This window comes from Mesorhizobium sp. M0060 (genome assembly GCF_040323155.1).
GTDB lineage: Bacteria > Pseudomonadota > Alphaproteobacteria > Rhizobiales > Rhizobiaceae > Mesorhizobium.
In genome coordinates this window covers 1-15,320 of the sequence record NZ_JAMYUP010000050.1, presented here as the reverse complement: position 1 = coordinate 15,320, position 15,320 = coordinate 1, and the positions used below count along the sequence as shown (strand labels likewise).

Here is a 15,320-nt window from a genome sequence, read left to right as displayed (position 1 = left end):
TCTTACTCCTCCTCATATGCATCCCGAAAATCGGCGCCGATTTCGCCGAGAAAGCTTTTTTCCGCGCTCTCGGCGATTTCACGATGGCGTTTCTGGTAGAGTTCCCACAGCTTGGCGCCGCGCCCGCCCGAAAGCAGCGTGCCGATCGCCGAACTTGATTTCAGCTCTTCTTCGATCGCTGCCGGCTCAAAACGGTCGACCATCCGCCGCAAGGCGGCCTGCACGCCACGCCAGGCGCGCACGTGATGTTGTGCGAGATCGCGAACCGCATCCGCGATTGCCGCTTCGCCGGCGAGAAATCCGGGACTGCGTTCGGCAATCAGCGTCACGATCGCGTCGTCGACGGTCGGTAGAAACTTGAGTGGATTGACTTCGGAGGCTCCGACCATTGTCTGGGCAACGCGAGCATTCCCCTTTTCTTCGGCACGCTTGCGCAGCAGCTGCATCAGGCCTTCCATCATAAGCCGATATTCGCGGCCGAACTTCTCCATCTCAGCGATGGCGTCGCGCCCGGGAAAGTCGGCCTCCGCGACGCCCATGCCGCGCAGGAATGCAGTGCGAAGCGCCATGTCGGCGTGCTGCGCCGCTGGCGGCGGACGGGCGGGGTTGGCAGCAGCGCCTGCCCGCACTGGGGGAGGGGCCTCTGCCGCCCGCACAGGCAGGTCCCAGGCATTGGCCGATTGTGGTCGTTGGGCGTTGCGCTGGCGCTGACTGGTCGAACCGGCGCCGCTTCCCGAACTGGGGGTCGCGGCTGGCTCAAAACCGAAGTCGTCATTGAATTCCGGCGGCTCTCCGGCCGTGGGCTCGGTTGCGCCGTTGCGGGACGGCGCCGGGTCAAGGCCGAAAGGGTCTGCCTGTTTGGGCGCGCTGGCTGGTTCTGGATAGCCGGCTGCGTCTTTGGATAGCGGCGTTGAAACCGGATCGAGGCTGAACGGGTCATCGAAAGCAGGCGAACTGCGCTGTCTGGAGTTGGCGCGCTCGAATGCACCCGGGATCGGCTGCTCAAAGGCATTCGGGAGGTCGGCTGGACGTGGCCGCCGCGGCTCTTCTTCCACGGTGGCTGAAAAGAAATCATCGCGGCCGATGCTGACCGGCGCCCGAGACGCCGTTGGCGAGCGCTCCGGGACTGGGCTGGCTGCTGCTGTCGCTTGGGCGGTCAACGTCTGCAGGTCGACATACACGATGTAGTCGCCCAGTCTCAGCCGCATGCCATTGCGAAGCCGCGTCGACTTGCCGGCGCCAAGCGGGCTGTCGGAGTCATCAATGAACAATCCGCTGCTCGAGGTATCGGTAACGAAATATCCGTCTCGCCCACCAGTGATCCTGCAATGAGCCCGCGAAACGAACATGTCGGGATCGTCGATCTGCCAGCCGGCGTCCGCGCTGCGGCCGATCACCAGCTCGCCTTCGTCAAGCTGGGTCTGTCGTACCGCCTGTGTGCGTGGCCCTTGCTCCAGCGTCAGCAGCAGACTCATGCCGCGACCTCCGCCCCTTCCTGCCGCCAGCCGACTATTGTCCGCAGCCGCATGTCGTCAGCATCGCCCCTTTCAGCGGGCCGCGCAAGCCACGCGGTCCGGGCGAGTTGCACGGCTCCAATACGGGGCGGGGGAACGGCATCGCGCGCCAGCACGATGCGCAGATCGACGTCGAGCGATTCCCCGACCATCTCGCGGACGGCCTGCTTGAACAATTTGAGGCGCTGACCGCCCGGCAGGAACGCCTTGAAGTCCTCATACCCCAACGGGCCGACGCGGAGCTCAATCCTACTTTGGCGGTTGAAAACGCGCGGACCGATCGTCGCTCCCCGACCAAGCCCCGCATAGGCTTTGGCAAGGCGGGTCTGAAGCGCGGCTGGTATGGTTATCCAGGCAGCGATGAACTCCCTGATCCGGACCGGCACCTTGAACGCCTCTGCCAGAAACAGCGTCAGCCGCTCAGGGCCGTCGACCTGATTGGCAAGCGAAGCGGCCTGGCGCAGCTTCACCGCGTCCAGATCGGCGTTCTGGGTGCCGGGAAGCCCTATCCCTGCGATTGCTTCAAGCATGGCGCGAACGCGCCCACCCACCGCGCGCTCGACCTGAACCGCCGGATGCGCATCCGCCCACGCTCTATAATACAGGGCGATCATACGGTGCTGAAGAATGTTGACGAAGTCCATGAATGTCGTATCGCTGGTCTGCTGTGAATCGGCGCCGGTGAACCAGCGCTGCGACAGACGATCGAGCACCCAGCGCGTCAAATGCAAAGGCATCGGACCTTCAGGTCCCATCAGCCCGATATTGGCGACTGTAACCCGGGCGGGGGCCTTGTCCTTCGCTTCGCGGAATTCTGCCAGGTCCTTGGCGGAAAAGCTGAGACGGATATGCTGCCCGAGCCTTGACGGCTCGCGCTCCGGCGGGCCGGAATAGCCGAACAGCCCGCCTCTGCGTTCGAGCCGGCGCAACAGCTCGAAGAAGTCGAACGCATCCGACAGCGCTTCGGCGCGGTGCAGGCCGGCCTCGTCTAGATCAGGTAGCGATTGCCGGGCGTCATCGGCCATGGCACATCCTCCTGCTTCTGCAGCAGCCGTGTGCGGGTTCGCACAAATCCGTTTATTCCGGCGTGACGGGCAAACAGCCGCGCCAGCAGGGCCGAAAGCAGCAATGTGCTTTGCCCCGCCAGGACAGACTGGTCGACATGCAATGTCACCTCCGTGCCTCGTCCGAAACACATCGGTCCGTCGATCTGCAGCCGTTCGATGACTGACCGAGAATCGATGCGCACGATCGAGTGCACATTGCGGGCGAGGCTCGGGTCGCCCCTATCTGCGTAAAGCTCAAGCAGCGCATGCAGCGGGTCGATACCGCGACCTTCCTTCGCAAGGCTGAGAAAGTTGAGCGCAAGCTGCGCTACAAGCCGCCAGGCGAGATTGTCGGCTCGCGATTCTCCCGCCGCACCCGTCGGCAGCGCTGCAGGGATGGCGGGGCGAGGCGGGCGCAATGCGCCGAGAAGCCGGATCGTTTCGACCGGGTCGCCGGCTTCGAGCGTCAGGGTAGGGTTGTCGTCAAGGATCGGCAGATCGCGGTTGGTGCAGAGCGCCACGACGTCGACACGCTTCAGCGGCCGGTTCGCCGGACTCTCCGCCGGACGTGAAATCGCCAGGAAAACGTCATCTCCGGTGTATGAGGTGCGGGTCAGGCCGTCGCGCCGTTCCTCCTCTGTCGGGCGGCGTGGGCGCCGTTCGGTGGAATAAACCCAACCGCTGCCGCGGTTCTGTCCCAGGCTGAAGAGCTCCGGAATTTCGGCGTCGTTGCCTTCGCTGTCGGCGTCCTCGACGCGGATGACCCGATAGATTTCGAAGTCCCGCGCTCGCGTGCGGTCGGCATGCAGCACCTGCCGCGTCTTGCGCGGATCGAGCTCGATGACATTGCACTCACGTTCAAAGAGATTGATGATCGGCGTTGCGAAAAGCTCGAAATCCGCAGGCGTCAGATCGGCCAGCTCAGGCACTGGACGCCTGAAGATGAAGATGATCTCGAGCCCGTTTGTGCATCTGCGCACGATGGGCTGCAGCCCGGAAAGCCGAGTATAGTGAAAGCGCTCCGGCATGATGAAGTATTCACGCAGAAGTCGGTAGCCTTCGAAGGTCGGACGGGTACGAGGCATCAGCGCCTCGTCGTCGCTGATGCCGACCATTTCGGGTAGCGGCAAGGGCGATAGTGGGTTGGCCTTGCCTTCGGCCCGTGCGCCAACGGCCGAGCAGGCCCCGAAAATAGCGTCGAAAAGCAGTGGTGCTTTGGTGCGCCCGACAAAGTGGAAGTCAAGCCGATCGAGCGACAGTTCGTCGAGCTTGCCTTTGCCGGTCCGAGCCAACGTGACGCGAAGCGCCGCTTCGCCACCAACACCGCCGATCGGCCCTATGCCGGCTGCCCCCAAGGCGCTGCGATCCTGAAAATAGCCGACCGAGGTGATCGCAAGCGGCCACAGCGTCATGTCCTGGGCGGTGGTGAACGTGGAACGCGTTGACAGGCCGGGCTGCAGACTTGAAACCAGGCGCGTGCCGCGCTTGACAATATGGCCCGCAATCATTGTCTGGACCTGCTGGCCGGGTTTCAGCACCACCGTTGCCGTTGCCGGCGCCGGCGTGAGAAGATCGGGGTAGAGCACGTCAAGAACGGCGCGTGAGAACCGCGAGCGCTCCGCATCGACCTTGAGCCGGGTGCGCGCGGCGAGGAACGCAACGCCGTCAAGCAGCCGCTCGACATAGGGATCCGGACAGGGGACGGTATCGAGTGAAAGATTGCGCGCCACCGCCGGGTGCATGTCGGCAAATTCTGCCGCGAGCGCACGGATATGGGTCAGTTCCTCCTCGTAATATTCTACGAAGACCCGATCCATCTCAGGCCTCCCTAAATTCGGTCCGAGCCAAGCCGTTATCGAGATTGATCGTGGTCCGCAGGCGCATGCGTTCTGGCGTCGGCGTCATGATCAACACCGCGTCTATCTCGATCTTCAGGCCCACGGTTTTGTCGCCAAGGGTTACCGTAACCTTTGTTGCGCTTTCCTTGAGACGCGGCTCGAACGTGGCAAGCACCGAGCGGATCTCGCGCGCCAGGGCCTCGCGATCAAAGTCTCGAGAGGAACGACCCGAGAAGGAAGGCACGCCGTAGTTGACCACGCTGCGACGCACCTCCGGAAAATCAGCGAGCGACGGCGGGTTGTCCGCGGCCTGCTCGCTTTCAAGATCGGAAAGAAGCGGAACGGCCTCGAAGCGCTCGGTGTTGAACAAGGCCTCGACGTCGCGCCGCACGGCCTCCTTGAGCACACGAGCCGACACCACCACGCCGCGGCTTTCGATTTCGGCGCGGTGCTGGCTCTGAAAGGCCAGGCGGTGCAGGCGTCGCTTCTGATCGGCCGTCAACTCCGCGTCGGCGTCGACGAGCCGCGCACTGGCTGCAACCAGATTGTCCAGTCGCTCCGCGCCAAGCTCATCCTGCAAGGCCTGGCGCAGCCCGTCTATCTCGGAAGTCATGCCCGGCAGATCGTTTACGAGGCGGTCCCAAAGAGAGGGCTGGACCGCTTCGCGTTTTGCTCGCGAACTGCCGCTGCCTTGCAACGTGTCCGCGCCGGGCCGCCGGGCCTCACTTGCCGACATAGACATCCATTTCGATTTCATCGTTGTCGTCGTAGACGAACTTGATCTTCTTGTAGGCGAAGCTGACCGCTTCCTCGATCAGGTCTTCCTCATCCTCGGCCTGCGACATGTCGTATTCCATGATCGAGGCGTCGGTCAGGGTGACGACCAGGTAATCCTTGGTCTCGCCATCAATGGTTCGCCGCGCCGAAAACACCACTTCGTCCAGCGCCTTGTTCTCAAACAGCGCCTTTTTCAGGTAGGGCGAGGATTTGTCATAGTGCTTGGTGAACTTGATCATCCCCAAGGAAACACGACCGCGCCGAGACAGCGAATTGGGATCGTAGGGTGCGACCATCTTGTAATCGACCCCATGGATTTCGATTTCGTCCTCGTGGCCGTCTCGAATGCTTGGGCCCTTGATATCCGGAACCTTCAGAAAGCCATCAATCTTCGTATTTGTGGGCATTGTCTTTCTCCACCGCTTTCAAAAACCAAGATGTTGTTTGTGCAAATCAAGTCTTCACGGACGGAAGTTCCGACACCAGCCGGAGCGAGGCATTGATGCCCTCCAGCTGATAATGCGGGCGCAGATAGAAGCGAGCATTGTAGTAGCCGGGCCGCCCCTCCACGCTGTCCACCTGAACCTCGGCCGCGGCAAGCGGGCGCTTGGCGCGCGCCTTGTCGTCGGCAAAGGCCGGGTTGGCCAGCACGTAGCGGTTGATCCATTCGGTCAGCCAGATCTGCATATCGGAGCGTTCCTTGAACGAACCGACCTTGTCGCGCGCGATAGCCTTGAGGTAGTGGGCAAAACGCGACACCGGAAAGAGATAGGGAAGGTTGGCGCTTAGCCGCTCGTTGGCCTGTGCATCGGGGTCGACCAGCCGTCCTGCCCTTGTCTCGTCGTCCTGCAGCGAATGCGCGCCAATAAAGGCCGCGAGATCGGTATTCTTTCGATGCAGGATGGGCATCAGGCCGAGCTTGGCCAGCTCAGCCTCGCGCCGGTCGTCGATGGCGACCTCCGTCGGACATTTCATCGCTATCGAGCCATCATCGGTCGGGAAGCTGTGCACAGGCAGGTTGAGGACTGTGCCGCCATTTTCGACGCCGCGGATCTGCGTGCCCCAGCCATAGAGCTTGTGGCTGCGGTTGATATTCACGCCCATCGGGAAGGCTGCATTCATCCAGACATATTTGTTGTGATCGCCCTGCACTTCTTCCTCGAAGGTGAAGCTCTTCACCGGAACGGTATCCGTGCCATACGGCAGCCTTGCCAGAACGCGAGGCATGGTCAGGCCGATGTAGCGCGCGTCTTCGCTCTCGCGCAGCGACTGCCACGAGGCATAGGCCGGGTTTGAGACGATCTGCTGCAGGTCTTGCGGGTTCGGCAATTCCTGCCAGCTGTCCATCCGGAACAGGCGCGGCGAGGCAGCTGCGATGAACGGCGTGTGTGCAGAGGCGCAGATCCCGGAGATGTTGCGCAAAAGACCGACGTCGCGCGGGTGGTTCGAGAATTCATAGGCGCCAATCACACAGCCGATAGGCTCGCCGCCAAGCATCGAATACTCGTCCGTATAGAGTTTCTTGAAGATCGGGCTCTGATCCCACATCTGGCCCTCATAATCCTCGAGCGTGTCGGCCAGCTGCTGCTTGGAAATGTTCATCACCCGGATCTTCAGCTTCTGATCCGTCTCGGTATTGTTGACGAGATACCAGAGGCCACGCCATGTGCCCTCGATTTCGCGCACTTCCGGCGCGTGCAGGATCTCGTTGACCTGTTCCGACAGCATCTTGTCGATCCCGGCGATCAGCGACTTGATCGACTTGATCGCATTGGACGAGATGGTGGTGGTGTCGGACCGCGTTTGCGCCGCAAGCGCGAGATTGCGCACGAGCTGCTGCAGCTTCTCGCTGTCGTCCTTCTTGACCTTGAAATCCTTCTCGAGGAGGCCGCTGAATTCTCCCAGGTCGATGGCTTCGGCCTCGGCGGTGACGGCGGCAGTCTTTTGCTGTTCGGCCATGATCATTCCCCTGCCTTATCGTCGTCGGCCAGTGCCTGGCTGGCGATCTTGCCAAGAAGCGGTTCGTTATTGAGAAGTTGCGCAATGCGCTTTTCGGCGTCGACGCGACCGTCCATGAAGCCGAGAAGTTCCTCGAGCTGGCGACGCATTTTGAGGATTTCTGCCAATTGCGGAACTTGCTCGGCGATCTTGTCCGGTGCGAAATCGCCCATCTTGGTGAAGGTAAGATCAAGCGCCAGTTCCTCGTCCCGCTCGGCGCCCTCAGACTGGGGCAGCGTATTCTTCACGCGGGCTTTCACGCGGGGTCCGAGCGCTTCCATGAAACGTGGGAACCGGTTCGCGTCGGTTTCGACAAAGGAGCGGTCCAGCACCGACTTCATCGCTTCCTTGGTCTGCGAAGCGCCCGAAAGGTCGGCCATCACGGCCATGACAAACGGCAGTTCGATTGTCGTCGGACTGCCGTAGGTTTCCACATCATAGGCGATCTGCACCCGCGGCGCGCGATTGCGTTCAATGACCTTCGCTTTGCTTTCGGCTGGCATGGCTTGCTACCTTTCATCCTTCTGGGCCGTCTTCTTGGCATCGGGAACGCCGGCAAGGAGCCGGAATTCCTTCAATCCCGACGGGGCGAGATCTTCCATCAGTTCAACAAAATCCATATGCACCATCCGGCGTACACGGCGGGCGAGATGCGGAATCGGACTGGACGGTTCGGTGCGGTCATAAAAGGCAATGACGAGGTCCAGGCATTTCACCACGTCGTCGCGCGAAGAAATCCGCTCGGGAAGTCCCGTGCTGGAGTCCGTGTAGCTTGCCATACTTGTCACAGTATCGGCTCCATGACCGTTTCGAGCAGGGATTGCCGCATCTGCAGGCGAGGGCGATGGCTTTGCCGAGCCATTCGTCATCGCGCTGGCAGCTGAGTTCCGCTCGAGGGTTGTCAGCAAACGCTGCAGAAATCGCTTTAATTCCGGAACGGCGGTGCCGCCGCCGCCTTCAAGGCGAGCGTTGAGGGCTGCCTCGACTGCCTCCAGTGCTGCGACCGCGGCACGCGCATCGGCGATGAGCGACAGCATTTCCGCATTGGCTTGATCCGCCTGTGCCGCGCACCCGGCACGGACCCGGTTCAAGAGTTGTCCGTGTGCACTGACAAGCGCTGCCTTTTCGGCCGCATTCAATCCTGACGCTGCTTCTTGGAGCATGACACGATCGTCGAGCGCGCCTTGTTCCAGATCGCGTCCGTTGATCGGCCCGATCGAGCGTGGCGCAAACAAAGTCATTTGCCGCAGGTTGGCAAGCAGCCCGTCCTGACCATTCTGAAGGTCGAGCAGAGCGTTGATGCGGCGCAAGGCGGCATCGCGAGGCGGTGTGTTGGGCCGCAGCGCCGGGTGCATGGTTTCCCAATGCTGGTCGAATGTCCGCGCAATAAGGATCAGACCGTGCGCCAACCCGGCCAGTCCCTGCTCATTGGCCAGTGCGCGTGTGACAATGACAATCAAACGCAGGTCGCGGCCGTGCGCGCGCAATTCCTCCGCCTTGGCGAGCACTGCTGGCCAGTCGACAGGAATTGTACTTTGCGAGACCGCCCTGTTGTTGCCGTCATGGTCCACCTTGACCTGCGGCTCCGTCAGGCGCTCCAGCTCGTGAAACATCGGATCGTTGCGCAAATCTTCGCCGGACGGATTTTCACCGTCGAGCGGAGCAAGCCAGAGTGCGATATCTATCACACCGATCCCCCAGTGACTGGCCCTGAGGCCATGCCTGCCCTTACGTTATCACACGGCTGCACCTCACCACAATTCAGCGATCGCTGAAAAATTAACGAAAGCTAACTTAGCCGAGTCTTGAGTGCTGAAATCCCTGGCGTAACTGCCGAACTCAGCATCTGAAATGCATCGCATCGGGGCTGCCGGTCGCGTGGTTGTTTATAGCCGGTGAGGCGAGACCTTTCACAAATGGTACGACCCGGCGAAACCGGGCACCGAAGCCTTCGTTCATCACCCACTTTGTCAAGCGGCTGCTTATGTGGCAGGTTATCAACTTGCAGAATGCAGGAGCACGTTCGATGGAACAGCGCCGGTCATCGCAGAGCTTCAAGCGTAAGGAACTGGTCGGCAAGCTCAATCCTGTAGGCTTGCGTGCTTTCAAGGCTGCGGCAGACAGCGCCAAGCTGCGCGGCAACCCCTACATCGAACTCGTCCACTTCATCGAGCAACTCGTGCTCTCCGACCGCTCGGATGTGCAGATGATGATCGCCGATGCGGGTGTGGATGCGAGCCGGCTTGCGGCCGATATGACCCGCGCGGTGGACAAGCTGCCTTATGGCGCGACCTCGATCGAGGAATTTTCAGACCATATCTTCCACGCCATTCAGGAAGCCTGGAATCTGGCAACACTGGAATTCGGAGTGGAGGAAGTCCGCAGCGCACATGTTCTCCTCGCTTGCCTGAAGACGCCGGTGCTGGAAGGCCTGCTGTCGAAGATCAGCGGCGAGTTTGACAAGATCGATGCCGACGCGGTCATGGCGCGCTTCGCCGATGTCATGGACGGCTCACTCGAAGCCGGCGCTTCGGCTTCGGTTCCCGCTGCAGAGGCGCGGCGGCGGGCTCCCGGTGGGGATTCGGCGCTGACCAAATATGCCACCGACCTGACGCAGCGCGCCCGCGACGGAAAGATCGATCCGGTCGTCGGTCGCGATCCGGAGATCAGGCAGATCGTCGACATTTTGATGCGGCGCCGGCAGAACAACCCGATCCTGACCGGCGAGGCGGGTGTCGGCAAGACGGCAGTCGTCGAGGGTTTTGCTCTCCGCATCGCCCAGGGCGATGTGCCGCCCACGCTGCAGGGGGTGAGCGTGCGCATGCTCGATGTCGGATTGATGCAAGCGGGTGCAAGCGTAAAGGGTGAATTCGAAAAGCGGCTGAAGGCCGTAATCGACGAGGTTCAATCGTCCGAAGCGCCGGTGATCCTCTTCATCGACGAAGCCCACACCCTGATCGGTGCCGGTGGTGCTGCCGGAACTGGCGACGCCGCCAATCTGCTCAAGCCGGCACTGGCGCGCGGTGAGCTGCGCACCATCGCGGCGACGACCTGGGCCGAATACAAGCAGCACATAGAGAAAGACCCGGCGCTGACCCGCCGCTTCCAGGTGGTAAAGATCGAAGAGCCCTCGGAATCGGTGGCCATTCTCATGTTGCGCGGGGTGGCCGGCGTTCTGGAGCAGCATCACAAGGTGCAGATATTGGATGAGGCGATCGACGCAGCGGTCGGCCTGTCGCATCGCTACATACCGGCGCGGCAGTTGCCGGACAAGGCGGTCAGCCTTCTCGACACCGCCTGCGCGCGCGTTGCCGTTTCGCAGCACGCCACGCCGGCCGAGGTCGAGGACATCATACGTCGGCGCCAGGCGCTGGAGGTCGAGCGCGGCATAATCGGCCGCGAGGCTGCCATCGGCATTGAAGTGGCCGAGCGGCAGGCGCGGGTCGAGGCAGGGCTTGCCCAAACCGAGCTCACACTCACCGCCGCGCAGCAGCGTTGGGAGCGCGAAAAGACGCTGGTTGCCGAAATACTCGAACTGCGCGCCAGGCTGCGCGGCGACGGCGTGCCTCTAGATGTCGTGGAAACGGAGGAGGCACCCACCAAGACAGAGGGCAAGCCGGAGACCGAAAAGGCCGAGGCCGGCGCGAAGGCACCGGCGGCGAGCGATACCCCTCCGACCGATCCGGCCGCCGATCTCGCCCGGCTGCGCGAACTGATGAGTGAACTGGCCGAGGCGCAAGGCGAAACACCGCTGATCCTGCCGTCGGTCGACCGCAACGCTGTGGCAGCAGTGGTTCAGGACTGGACCGGTATCCCGACCGGACGGATGCTGTCGAGCCAGACCGAGAAGGCGCTGCGGCTCGCCGCCACTCTGTCCGAACGCGTGGTTGGCCAGGATCATGCCATGGAGATGATCGCCAAGCGCGTGCAGACCAGCCGCGCCGGGCTCGGCGCGCCGGAAAAGCCGGTGGGCGTGTTCCTGCTCTGCGGCCCCTCGGGCGTCGGCAAGACCGAAACCGCCCTGGCACTGGCCGAAACGCTCTACGGCGGTGAGCAGAACCTGATCTCGATCAACATGTCCGAGTTCCAGGAGGCACATACGGTCTCTACCTTGAAGGGCGCGCCGCCCGGATATGTCGGATACGGCAAGGGCGGAATTCTCACCGAGGCGGTACGACGCAAACCCTATTCGGTGATCCTGCTCGACGAGGTCGAGAAGGCGCACCCGGACGTGCACGAAATCTTCTTCCAGGTCTTTGACAAAGGGATGATGGACGACAGTGAAGGCCGACGGATCGATTTCAAGAACACGCTGATCCTGCTCACGTCGAATGTCGGCTCCGAAGTCATCATGGACCGGACCAGGAATGGCGCGGTACGGGCAGGGCTCGACGAACTGGACACCGCGTTGCGCAGCCCGTTGCTGAAGGTCTTCCCTGCGGCCTTTCTCGGCCGGGTGGTGACCATCCCTTACTTTCCGCTCTCGGATTCGATGATCGAGGCAATCACCCGTCACCAGTTTGCCAAGATCGCTCGCCGGCTGCGTGCAACCAACGACGCGGAACTGGTAATCGGCGACGGTGTCATGGATCTGATCAAGACCCGCTGCACGGAGATCGAGTCCGGCGGCAGGATGATTGACGCCATCCTGACCAACACGCTTCTCCCGGAATTAAGCCGCGGCGTGCTGAACCGGTCACTCGCTGGCGAAAAGATGACAAAGGTGACGGTTGGCGCCTCAGGCCAAGCGTTCACCTATTCCTTCGAATAGGTCCGGCAAATGTTGGGCGGCGCCTTTTCGACGGGGCTCGCGCGCTGAGCGGCCTTTCGTCTTTTTTGACATTGCGGCCTCGCACGCAGTCCCCTCCTTCCGTTCACCAGGGCGATGCGCCTTGAAATTGTTTTTCGCCCAGCGGCTGCGAGTCCATGGGCTATCGAATCGCCGACTTGCTGAAATTCGAGCAGGAAAGCACGGAGAATGTAGCGACCGCATTCTGCTCGACGCCGGCATGTCGCACGACGGATACAGGATTCCACGAGACCTGCGGTGATCACCTGATCCGCGAGCTTCTAGGGTGGCGGTAGGTAGTCACTACTGACGCTATGTAACAAGCGGGCGGCAACGCCCTAAAGACATCCATTTGCCCCGTTTGAGCGTCACCGATTGTGCGGGGCTCGCGAAAGGGCCGCATTACATTGGTCCACAACACCTCGTTACCTCAAGCCGGAGCCGAATGTTTGGTGGTAGATCTCCTCGATTCGATCTGACTCGTCATCAGTTAGCGCTGCGAACTCCTTTTCGCGGGCACGGCTGGAGAGATGACCGTCGTTCTGGTGGAGGAAACGAAAGAGCAGGTCGGTCATGCGTTCGGGCATATCGATGAAGGCATCGACTTGCTGCCGAAACTGATCATAGCGGCGCAGAAAGGCGGTCTGCTCGGGAAGGTCCTGCTCCACGGTCCGCTGGACGCAGGCGTAGAGGAATTCAGCGTGTGGTGTGGCGTCGAAAAAGCGATAGAAGTCGCCCGTGTCGTTCAAGATCCGCACGTTGAATTGCGGCGACGGCTCCCATTCGATCAGCGGCAGCAGGCGCCGCGAATGACTCTCGAGCACCCGCCGGTACTCATCGATCTGCTCCAGAATCGCGGCCGAGACGGGAAACACGACCCCGGGCGGGTTGAAGCCGCGGGCGGCAAGGACGTGATGAATCATGTAGCGGTGAATGCGGCCGTTGCCATCTTCGAAAGGGTGGATGTAGACGAGGCCGAAGGCGAGGATCGCCGCGGCGATTACAGCATCGAGGCCTTGCGCTGGGCCGCGGTCGAACGCAACCATCCCGTCGATGAGCGACGCCAGGTCTTCGGGCCGGGCGCTGATATGATCGGGCAGGGGCATGCGGTTGTCGCGGTCATGCTCGCCGACGAAGCCGCCCTCTTGCCGGAACCCGAGCTTCACGAAACGGGCGTCGCCGAGCACGATCCGTTGCAGGCGAAGCAGCTCATCGCGATCAATCGGCTGGCGGCCAGCCTCGCCAATGGCGCGGCCCCAGCGTTGGATGCGGTCCCGCGGCGGACGCTCGCCCTCAATCGCGTAGCTCGATCGCGAATCCTTGAGCAAAAGGAAGGCTGCGGTCCGCGCGAGAAGGTGACGCGGCACCTCCGCGAGGATCGCCTGCGCGCGCTGCGGCAGGTCGAGGCCGATGAACTCTTCGAGAAGTTTCGTGCGAAAAACCATCGGGCAGAAATTGGGTGTGCCGGGCAGATTGTCCTTTACGCGGTAGCGGGAAGCAGTCTTGTCCGGCGCAGCCCACTGCAGCCCAGGATCGATAACCGGAACGTACCGTCCGGCTTCTGCGTCGGGAAGATCCAGGCGCATGCCCGTCAGCCACTCATAAAGGAACCAGATGCGGCGAGCGTAACTCCCGGTCGGGCTTTCGCGCACGAGCGCCTCGATCGGCCCGGGACCTGTTGCCAGGAATAACCGCTTTATGACAGCAAGATCAAGACCCTCATATTTTAGGGCGAAGGTCAGGTGGCCTTCAAGCGTCGGGCGAGGGGCGTGGCGCGGTGTCATGATGCGCCAGCCGTCCTGCTCGATTATGCGGTGGTGCTCACCGATAGCGGAAAGCGTGCGCGGCAGCGGCACGGCGATCTTGTACCCGTCGATCAGGGCGCTGTACCCGGCGGGTGTCGCCTTTTCAGGAAGGCGGATTTCCTGAAAAACGGTAATAGGGCCTGAAAATTGATGCTGATCCGGGACGTTCATGAAGTTTGTGATTGCATCGTGAAATTTAGTTATGATGAGCAAATCGTATGAAAAACGATACTGGCTTATGAAAAACAATTCTGCAACGCTCATTTGACTGAAAAAGAACGACCTGGCGCGTGCGCGAGCGCGTCCTCGAAATTTCGACCGCTGCGGCCCTGCCTTGGATCCCTCGGTGGTCAGCGAAGGATTTGTCGGCGTGACCGCAGTCGTCCATCTCGAAGGCGCGAAGACCGGCCGACCGATCAGGCGTTGTCAAGGAGATTTGCCAGAGAATCGAGGGCGTGGTCTCAGCGGAAGTCGCAGCGACCGACGTCGACGGCATGAGCTCTGAGGGAGACAACGACCGACCGGACCCAGAGCAGGCACACTTTTGGATGGCGCCTGCGTCGCGAGTCATCGGTTGATAACTGTGGGAAGCGGGATCCCTGCCATTCAAGGCGCTAGGTGCCGCCTTGTCTGAGATTTTGGACGAGATCGGGATAGAACGCCGCCAGGCAGGTGCTGCCCTGATGTCTCACCGACGGGTAGATAATTCCAATCCCCTGTTCGTCTTTTCGTAGGCCTTTTTAGGCTCGTCGGCGAGAAATTCCCAGTGCACCTGTTGGTGCGCTCATCAAAACCGCGTCAGCCAATCAAGGTGAGGCGCGAGGGGGCTTTGTCGCTCCAACGCCAGAGCGCGAGATTTAAGTCGCTGTCGGGCGCGCCGGGCGCGAAACTTTTGACCAACAGCGCATTGAACCCACTGGCCGTCAGGCGCCGGGCAATGGCCTGGGTTCTCGCCTCTCCAGAAACTTTCATCTGGTGATTGGCTTCCCTCAGCGCCGTCATTACCGATAGCGAGGAATAGAGCGCTGGTACGCCCTTCGGATCGAATCGTCCTCGGCGCCGCGGCCCGACAGCGGTTGTCGCGCATAGATCGCTTGTATCGGCGGCGCATCGGATGTGCCCCTATTCCAATGCCATCAGGGGCAATGTCGAAGTGGCGCTTTCGGCGGTGGCACTTCCGGCAAAGGCAGCATGCCCTTAGAGATCACAACCAGACCCGAGGACCTCCCGGCGGCTTCCGGCGGGATTCGGCGGCTTGATCAGCAGCTCTGCTTTGCGCTCTATTCGGCAAGCGGGCTGATGACCCGGCTTACCGGCCGCTGCTCGATCCGCTGGGGCTGACCTATAATATCTGGCGATGCTCGCGCTATGGGAGCGAGCGCCAAGCTGGGTGGGCGAGCTTGGCGAAGTGCTTGGGCTTGATTCGGCGACGCTGACGCCGTTGCTCAAGCGTAAGCGCGAATTTCCCCGCACCTTTTGCTGTTGAGTGCTCTGATGCACAAGGTGTCCACCGAAATAGGTGGACACCAAGTGATCGAAGAAGATGAGCAGAA

Annotated in this window: 12 protein-coding genes and 2 pseudogenes; 2 read left to right on the top strand and 12 right to left on the bottom strand. The window is 61.6% G+C overall.

All coding sequences use genetic code 11. From position 1 onward, the window contains the following. Nucleotides 1-2: 2 nt before the first annotated feature. From tagH to tssA, 8 genes are read right to left on the bottom strand one after another with little or no spacing between them, the layout of a single operon-like run. Nucleotides 3-1,475, bottom strand: a complete 1,473-nt coding sequence (tagH, locus tag NKJ94_RS29320) for a type VI secretion system-associated FHA domain protein TagH (protein ID WP_352530177.1) — start codon at nucleotides 1,473-1,475, stop codon at nucleotides 3-5. Beyond that, complete coding sequence (gene tssG / locus NKJ94_RS29315; protein WP_352530175.1) at nucleotides 1,472-2,539, bottom strand: type VI secretion system baseplate subunit TssG; 1,068 nt, start codon at nucleotides 2,537-2,539, stop codon at nucleotides 1,472-1,474. Before tssG ends, tagH begins: the two co-directional genes overlap by 4 nt. Then, a complete protein-coding gene (gene tssF, locus NKJ94_RS29310; protein ID WP_352530173.1) occupies nucleotides 2,503-4,377 on the bottom strand; it encodes a type VI secretion system baseplate subunit TssF in 1,875 nt (624 codons plus the stop codon). Before tssF ends, tssG begins: the two co-directional genes overlap by 37 nt. A 1-nt stretch (nucleotide 4,378) precedes the next feature. Then, on the bottom strand, nucleotides 4,379-5,134 hold the full coding sequence (gene tssE, locus NKJ94_RS29305) for a type VI secretion system baseplate subunit TssE (RefSeq protein WP_352530219.1): 756 nt from the start codon (nucleotides 5,132-5,134) through the stop codon (nucleotides 4,379-4,381). Further along, the gene (locus NKJ94_RS29300) at nucleotides 5,121-5,582 is read right to left on the bottom strand and encodes an Hcp family type VI secretion system effector (RefSeq protein ID WP_352530171.1); all 462 of its coding nucleotides are present in this window, start codon (nucleotides 5,580-5,582) and stop codon (nucleotides 5,121-5,123) included. The genes tssE and NKJ94_RS29300 overlap by 14 nt, the downstream gene beginning before the upstream one ends. A 46-nt stretch (nucleotides 5,583-5,628) precedes the next feature. Then, nucleotides 5,629-7,134 carry a type VI secretion system contractile sheath large subunit gene (gene tssC / locus NKJ94_RS29295; protein ID WP_352530169.1) on the bottom strand — a complete coding sequence of 502 codons (1,506 nt, stop codon included), beginning with the start codon at nucleotides 7,132-7,134 and terminating at the stop codon, nucleotides 5,629-5,631. A 2-nt stretch (nucleotides 7,135-7,136) separates the two neighbouring features. Beyond that, nucleotides 7,137-7,676 carry a type VI secretion system contractile sheath small subunit gene (tssB, locus tag NKJ94_RS29290; RefSeq protein ID WP_352530167.1) on the bottom strand — a complete coding sequence of 180 codons (540 nt, stop codon included), beginning with the start codon at nucleotides 7,674-7,676 and terminating at the stop codon, nucleotides 7,137-7,139. Nucleotides 7,677-7,682: 6 nt separating this feature from the next. Next, the gene (gene tssA, locus NKJ94_RS29285; RefSeq protein WP_352530165.1) at nucleotides 7,683-8,861 is read right to left on the bottom strand and encodes a type VI secretion system protein TssA; all 1,179 of its coding nucleotides are present in this window, start codon (nucleotides 8,859-8,861) and stop codon (nucleotides 7,683-7,685) included. A 338-nt stretch (nucleotides 8,862-9,199) separates the two neighbouring features. On the opposite strand from tssA, the gene tssH reads away from it, so the two are divergent. Beyond that, nucleotides 9,200-11,944, top strand: coding sequence for a type VI secretion system ATPase TssH (gene tssH, locus NKJ94_RS29280; protein WP_352530163.1), 2,745 nt, complete (start codon nucleotides 9,200-9,202; stop codon nucleotides 11,942-11,944). 443 nt (nucleotides 11,945-12,387) lie between these two features. On the opposite strand, the gene NKJ94_RS29275 is transcribed toward tssH, so the two are convergent. From NKJ94_RS29275 to NKJ94_RS37645, 4 genes and pseudogenes are all read right to left on the bottom strand, one after another. Continuing rightward, nucleotides 12,388-13,938 (bottom strand): Fic family protein, encoded by a 1,551-nt coding sequence (locus tag NKJ94_RS29275; RefSeq protein WP_352530217.1) that lies wholly within the window; start codon nucleotides 13,936-13,938, stop codon nucleotides 12,388-12,390. A 443-nt stretch (nucleotides 13,939-14,381) separates the two neighbouring features. Further along, on the bottom strand, nucleotides 14,382-14,471 hold the full coding sequence (locus NKJ94_RS29270) for a hypothetical protein (RefSeq protein ID WP_352530215.1): 90 nt from the start codon (nucleotides 14,469-14,471) through the stop codon (nucleotides 14,382-14,384). A 94-nt stretch (nucleotides 14,472-14,565) separates the two neighbouring features. Beyond that, nucleotides 14,566-14,769 (bottom strand): hypothetical protein, encoded by a 204-nt coding sequence (locus tag NKJ94_RS29265; RefSeq protein ID WP_502904225.1) that lies wholly within the window; start codon nucleotides 14,767-14,769, stop codon nucleotides 14,566-14,568. A 15-nt stretch (nucleotides 14,770-14,784) separates the two neighbouring features. Continuing rightward, nucleotides 14,785-14,883: pseudogene (locus NKJ94_RS37645) on the bottom strand (hypothetical protein); the annotation flags it as partial. A 75-nt stretch (nucleotides 14,884-14,958) separates the two neighbouring features. Between NKJ94_RS37645 and NKJ94_RS29260 the strand changes: the two are divergent. Next, nucleotides 14,959-15,220: pseudogene (locus NKJ94_RS29260) on the top strand (MarR family winged helix-turn-helix transcriptional regulator); the annotation flags it as partial. Nucleotides 15,221-15,320: the final 100 nt, after the last annotated feature.

Coding starts and splice junctions, on each gene's coding strand:
- tagH (WP_352530177.1), bottom strand. CDS start 1,475: ATGAGTCTGCTGCTGACGCTGGAGCAAGGGCCACGCACACAGGCGGTA.
- tssG (WP_352530175.1), bottom strand. CDS start 2,539: ATGGCCGATGACGCCCGGCAATCGCTACCTGATCTAGACGAGGCCGGC.
- tssF (WP_352530173.1), bottom strand. CDS start 4,377: ATGGATCGGGTCTTCGTAGAATATTACGAGGAGGAACTGACCCATATC.
- tssE (WP_352530219.1), bottom strand. CDS start 5,134: ATGTCGGCAAGTGAGGCCCGGCGGCCCGGCGCGGACACGTTGCAAGGC.
- NKJ94_RS29300 (WP_352530171.1), bottom strand. CDS start 5,582: ATGCCCACAAATACGAAGATTGATGGCTTTCTGAAGGTTCCGGATATC.
- tssC (WP_352530169.1), bottom strand. CDS start 7,134: ATGGCCGAACAGCAAAAGACTGCCGCCGTCACCGCCGAGGCCGAAGCC.
- tssB (WP_352530167.1), bottom strand. CDS start 7,676: ATGCCAGCCGAAAGCAAAGCGAAGGTCATTGAACGCAATCGCGCGCCG.
- tssH (WP_352530163.1), top strand. CDS start 9,200: ATGGAACAGCGCCGGTCATCGCAGAGCTTCAAGCGTAAGGAACTGGTC.
- NKJ94_RS29275 (WP_352530217.1), bottom strand. CDS start 13,938: ATGAACGTCCCGGATCAGCATCAATTTTCAGGCCCTATTACCGTTTTT.
- NKJ94_RS29265 (WP_502904225.1), bottom strand. CDS start 14,769: ATGACGGCGCTGAGGGAAGCCAATCACCAGATGAAAGTTTCTGGAGAG.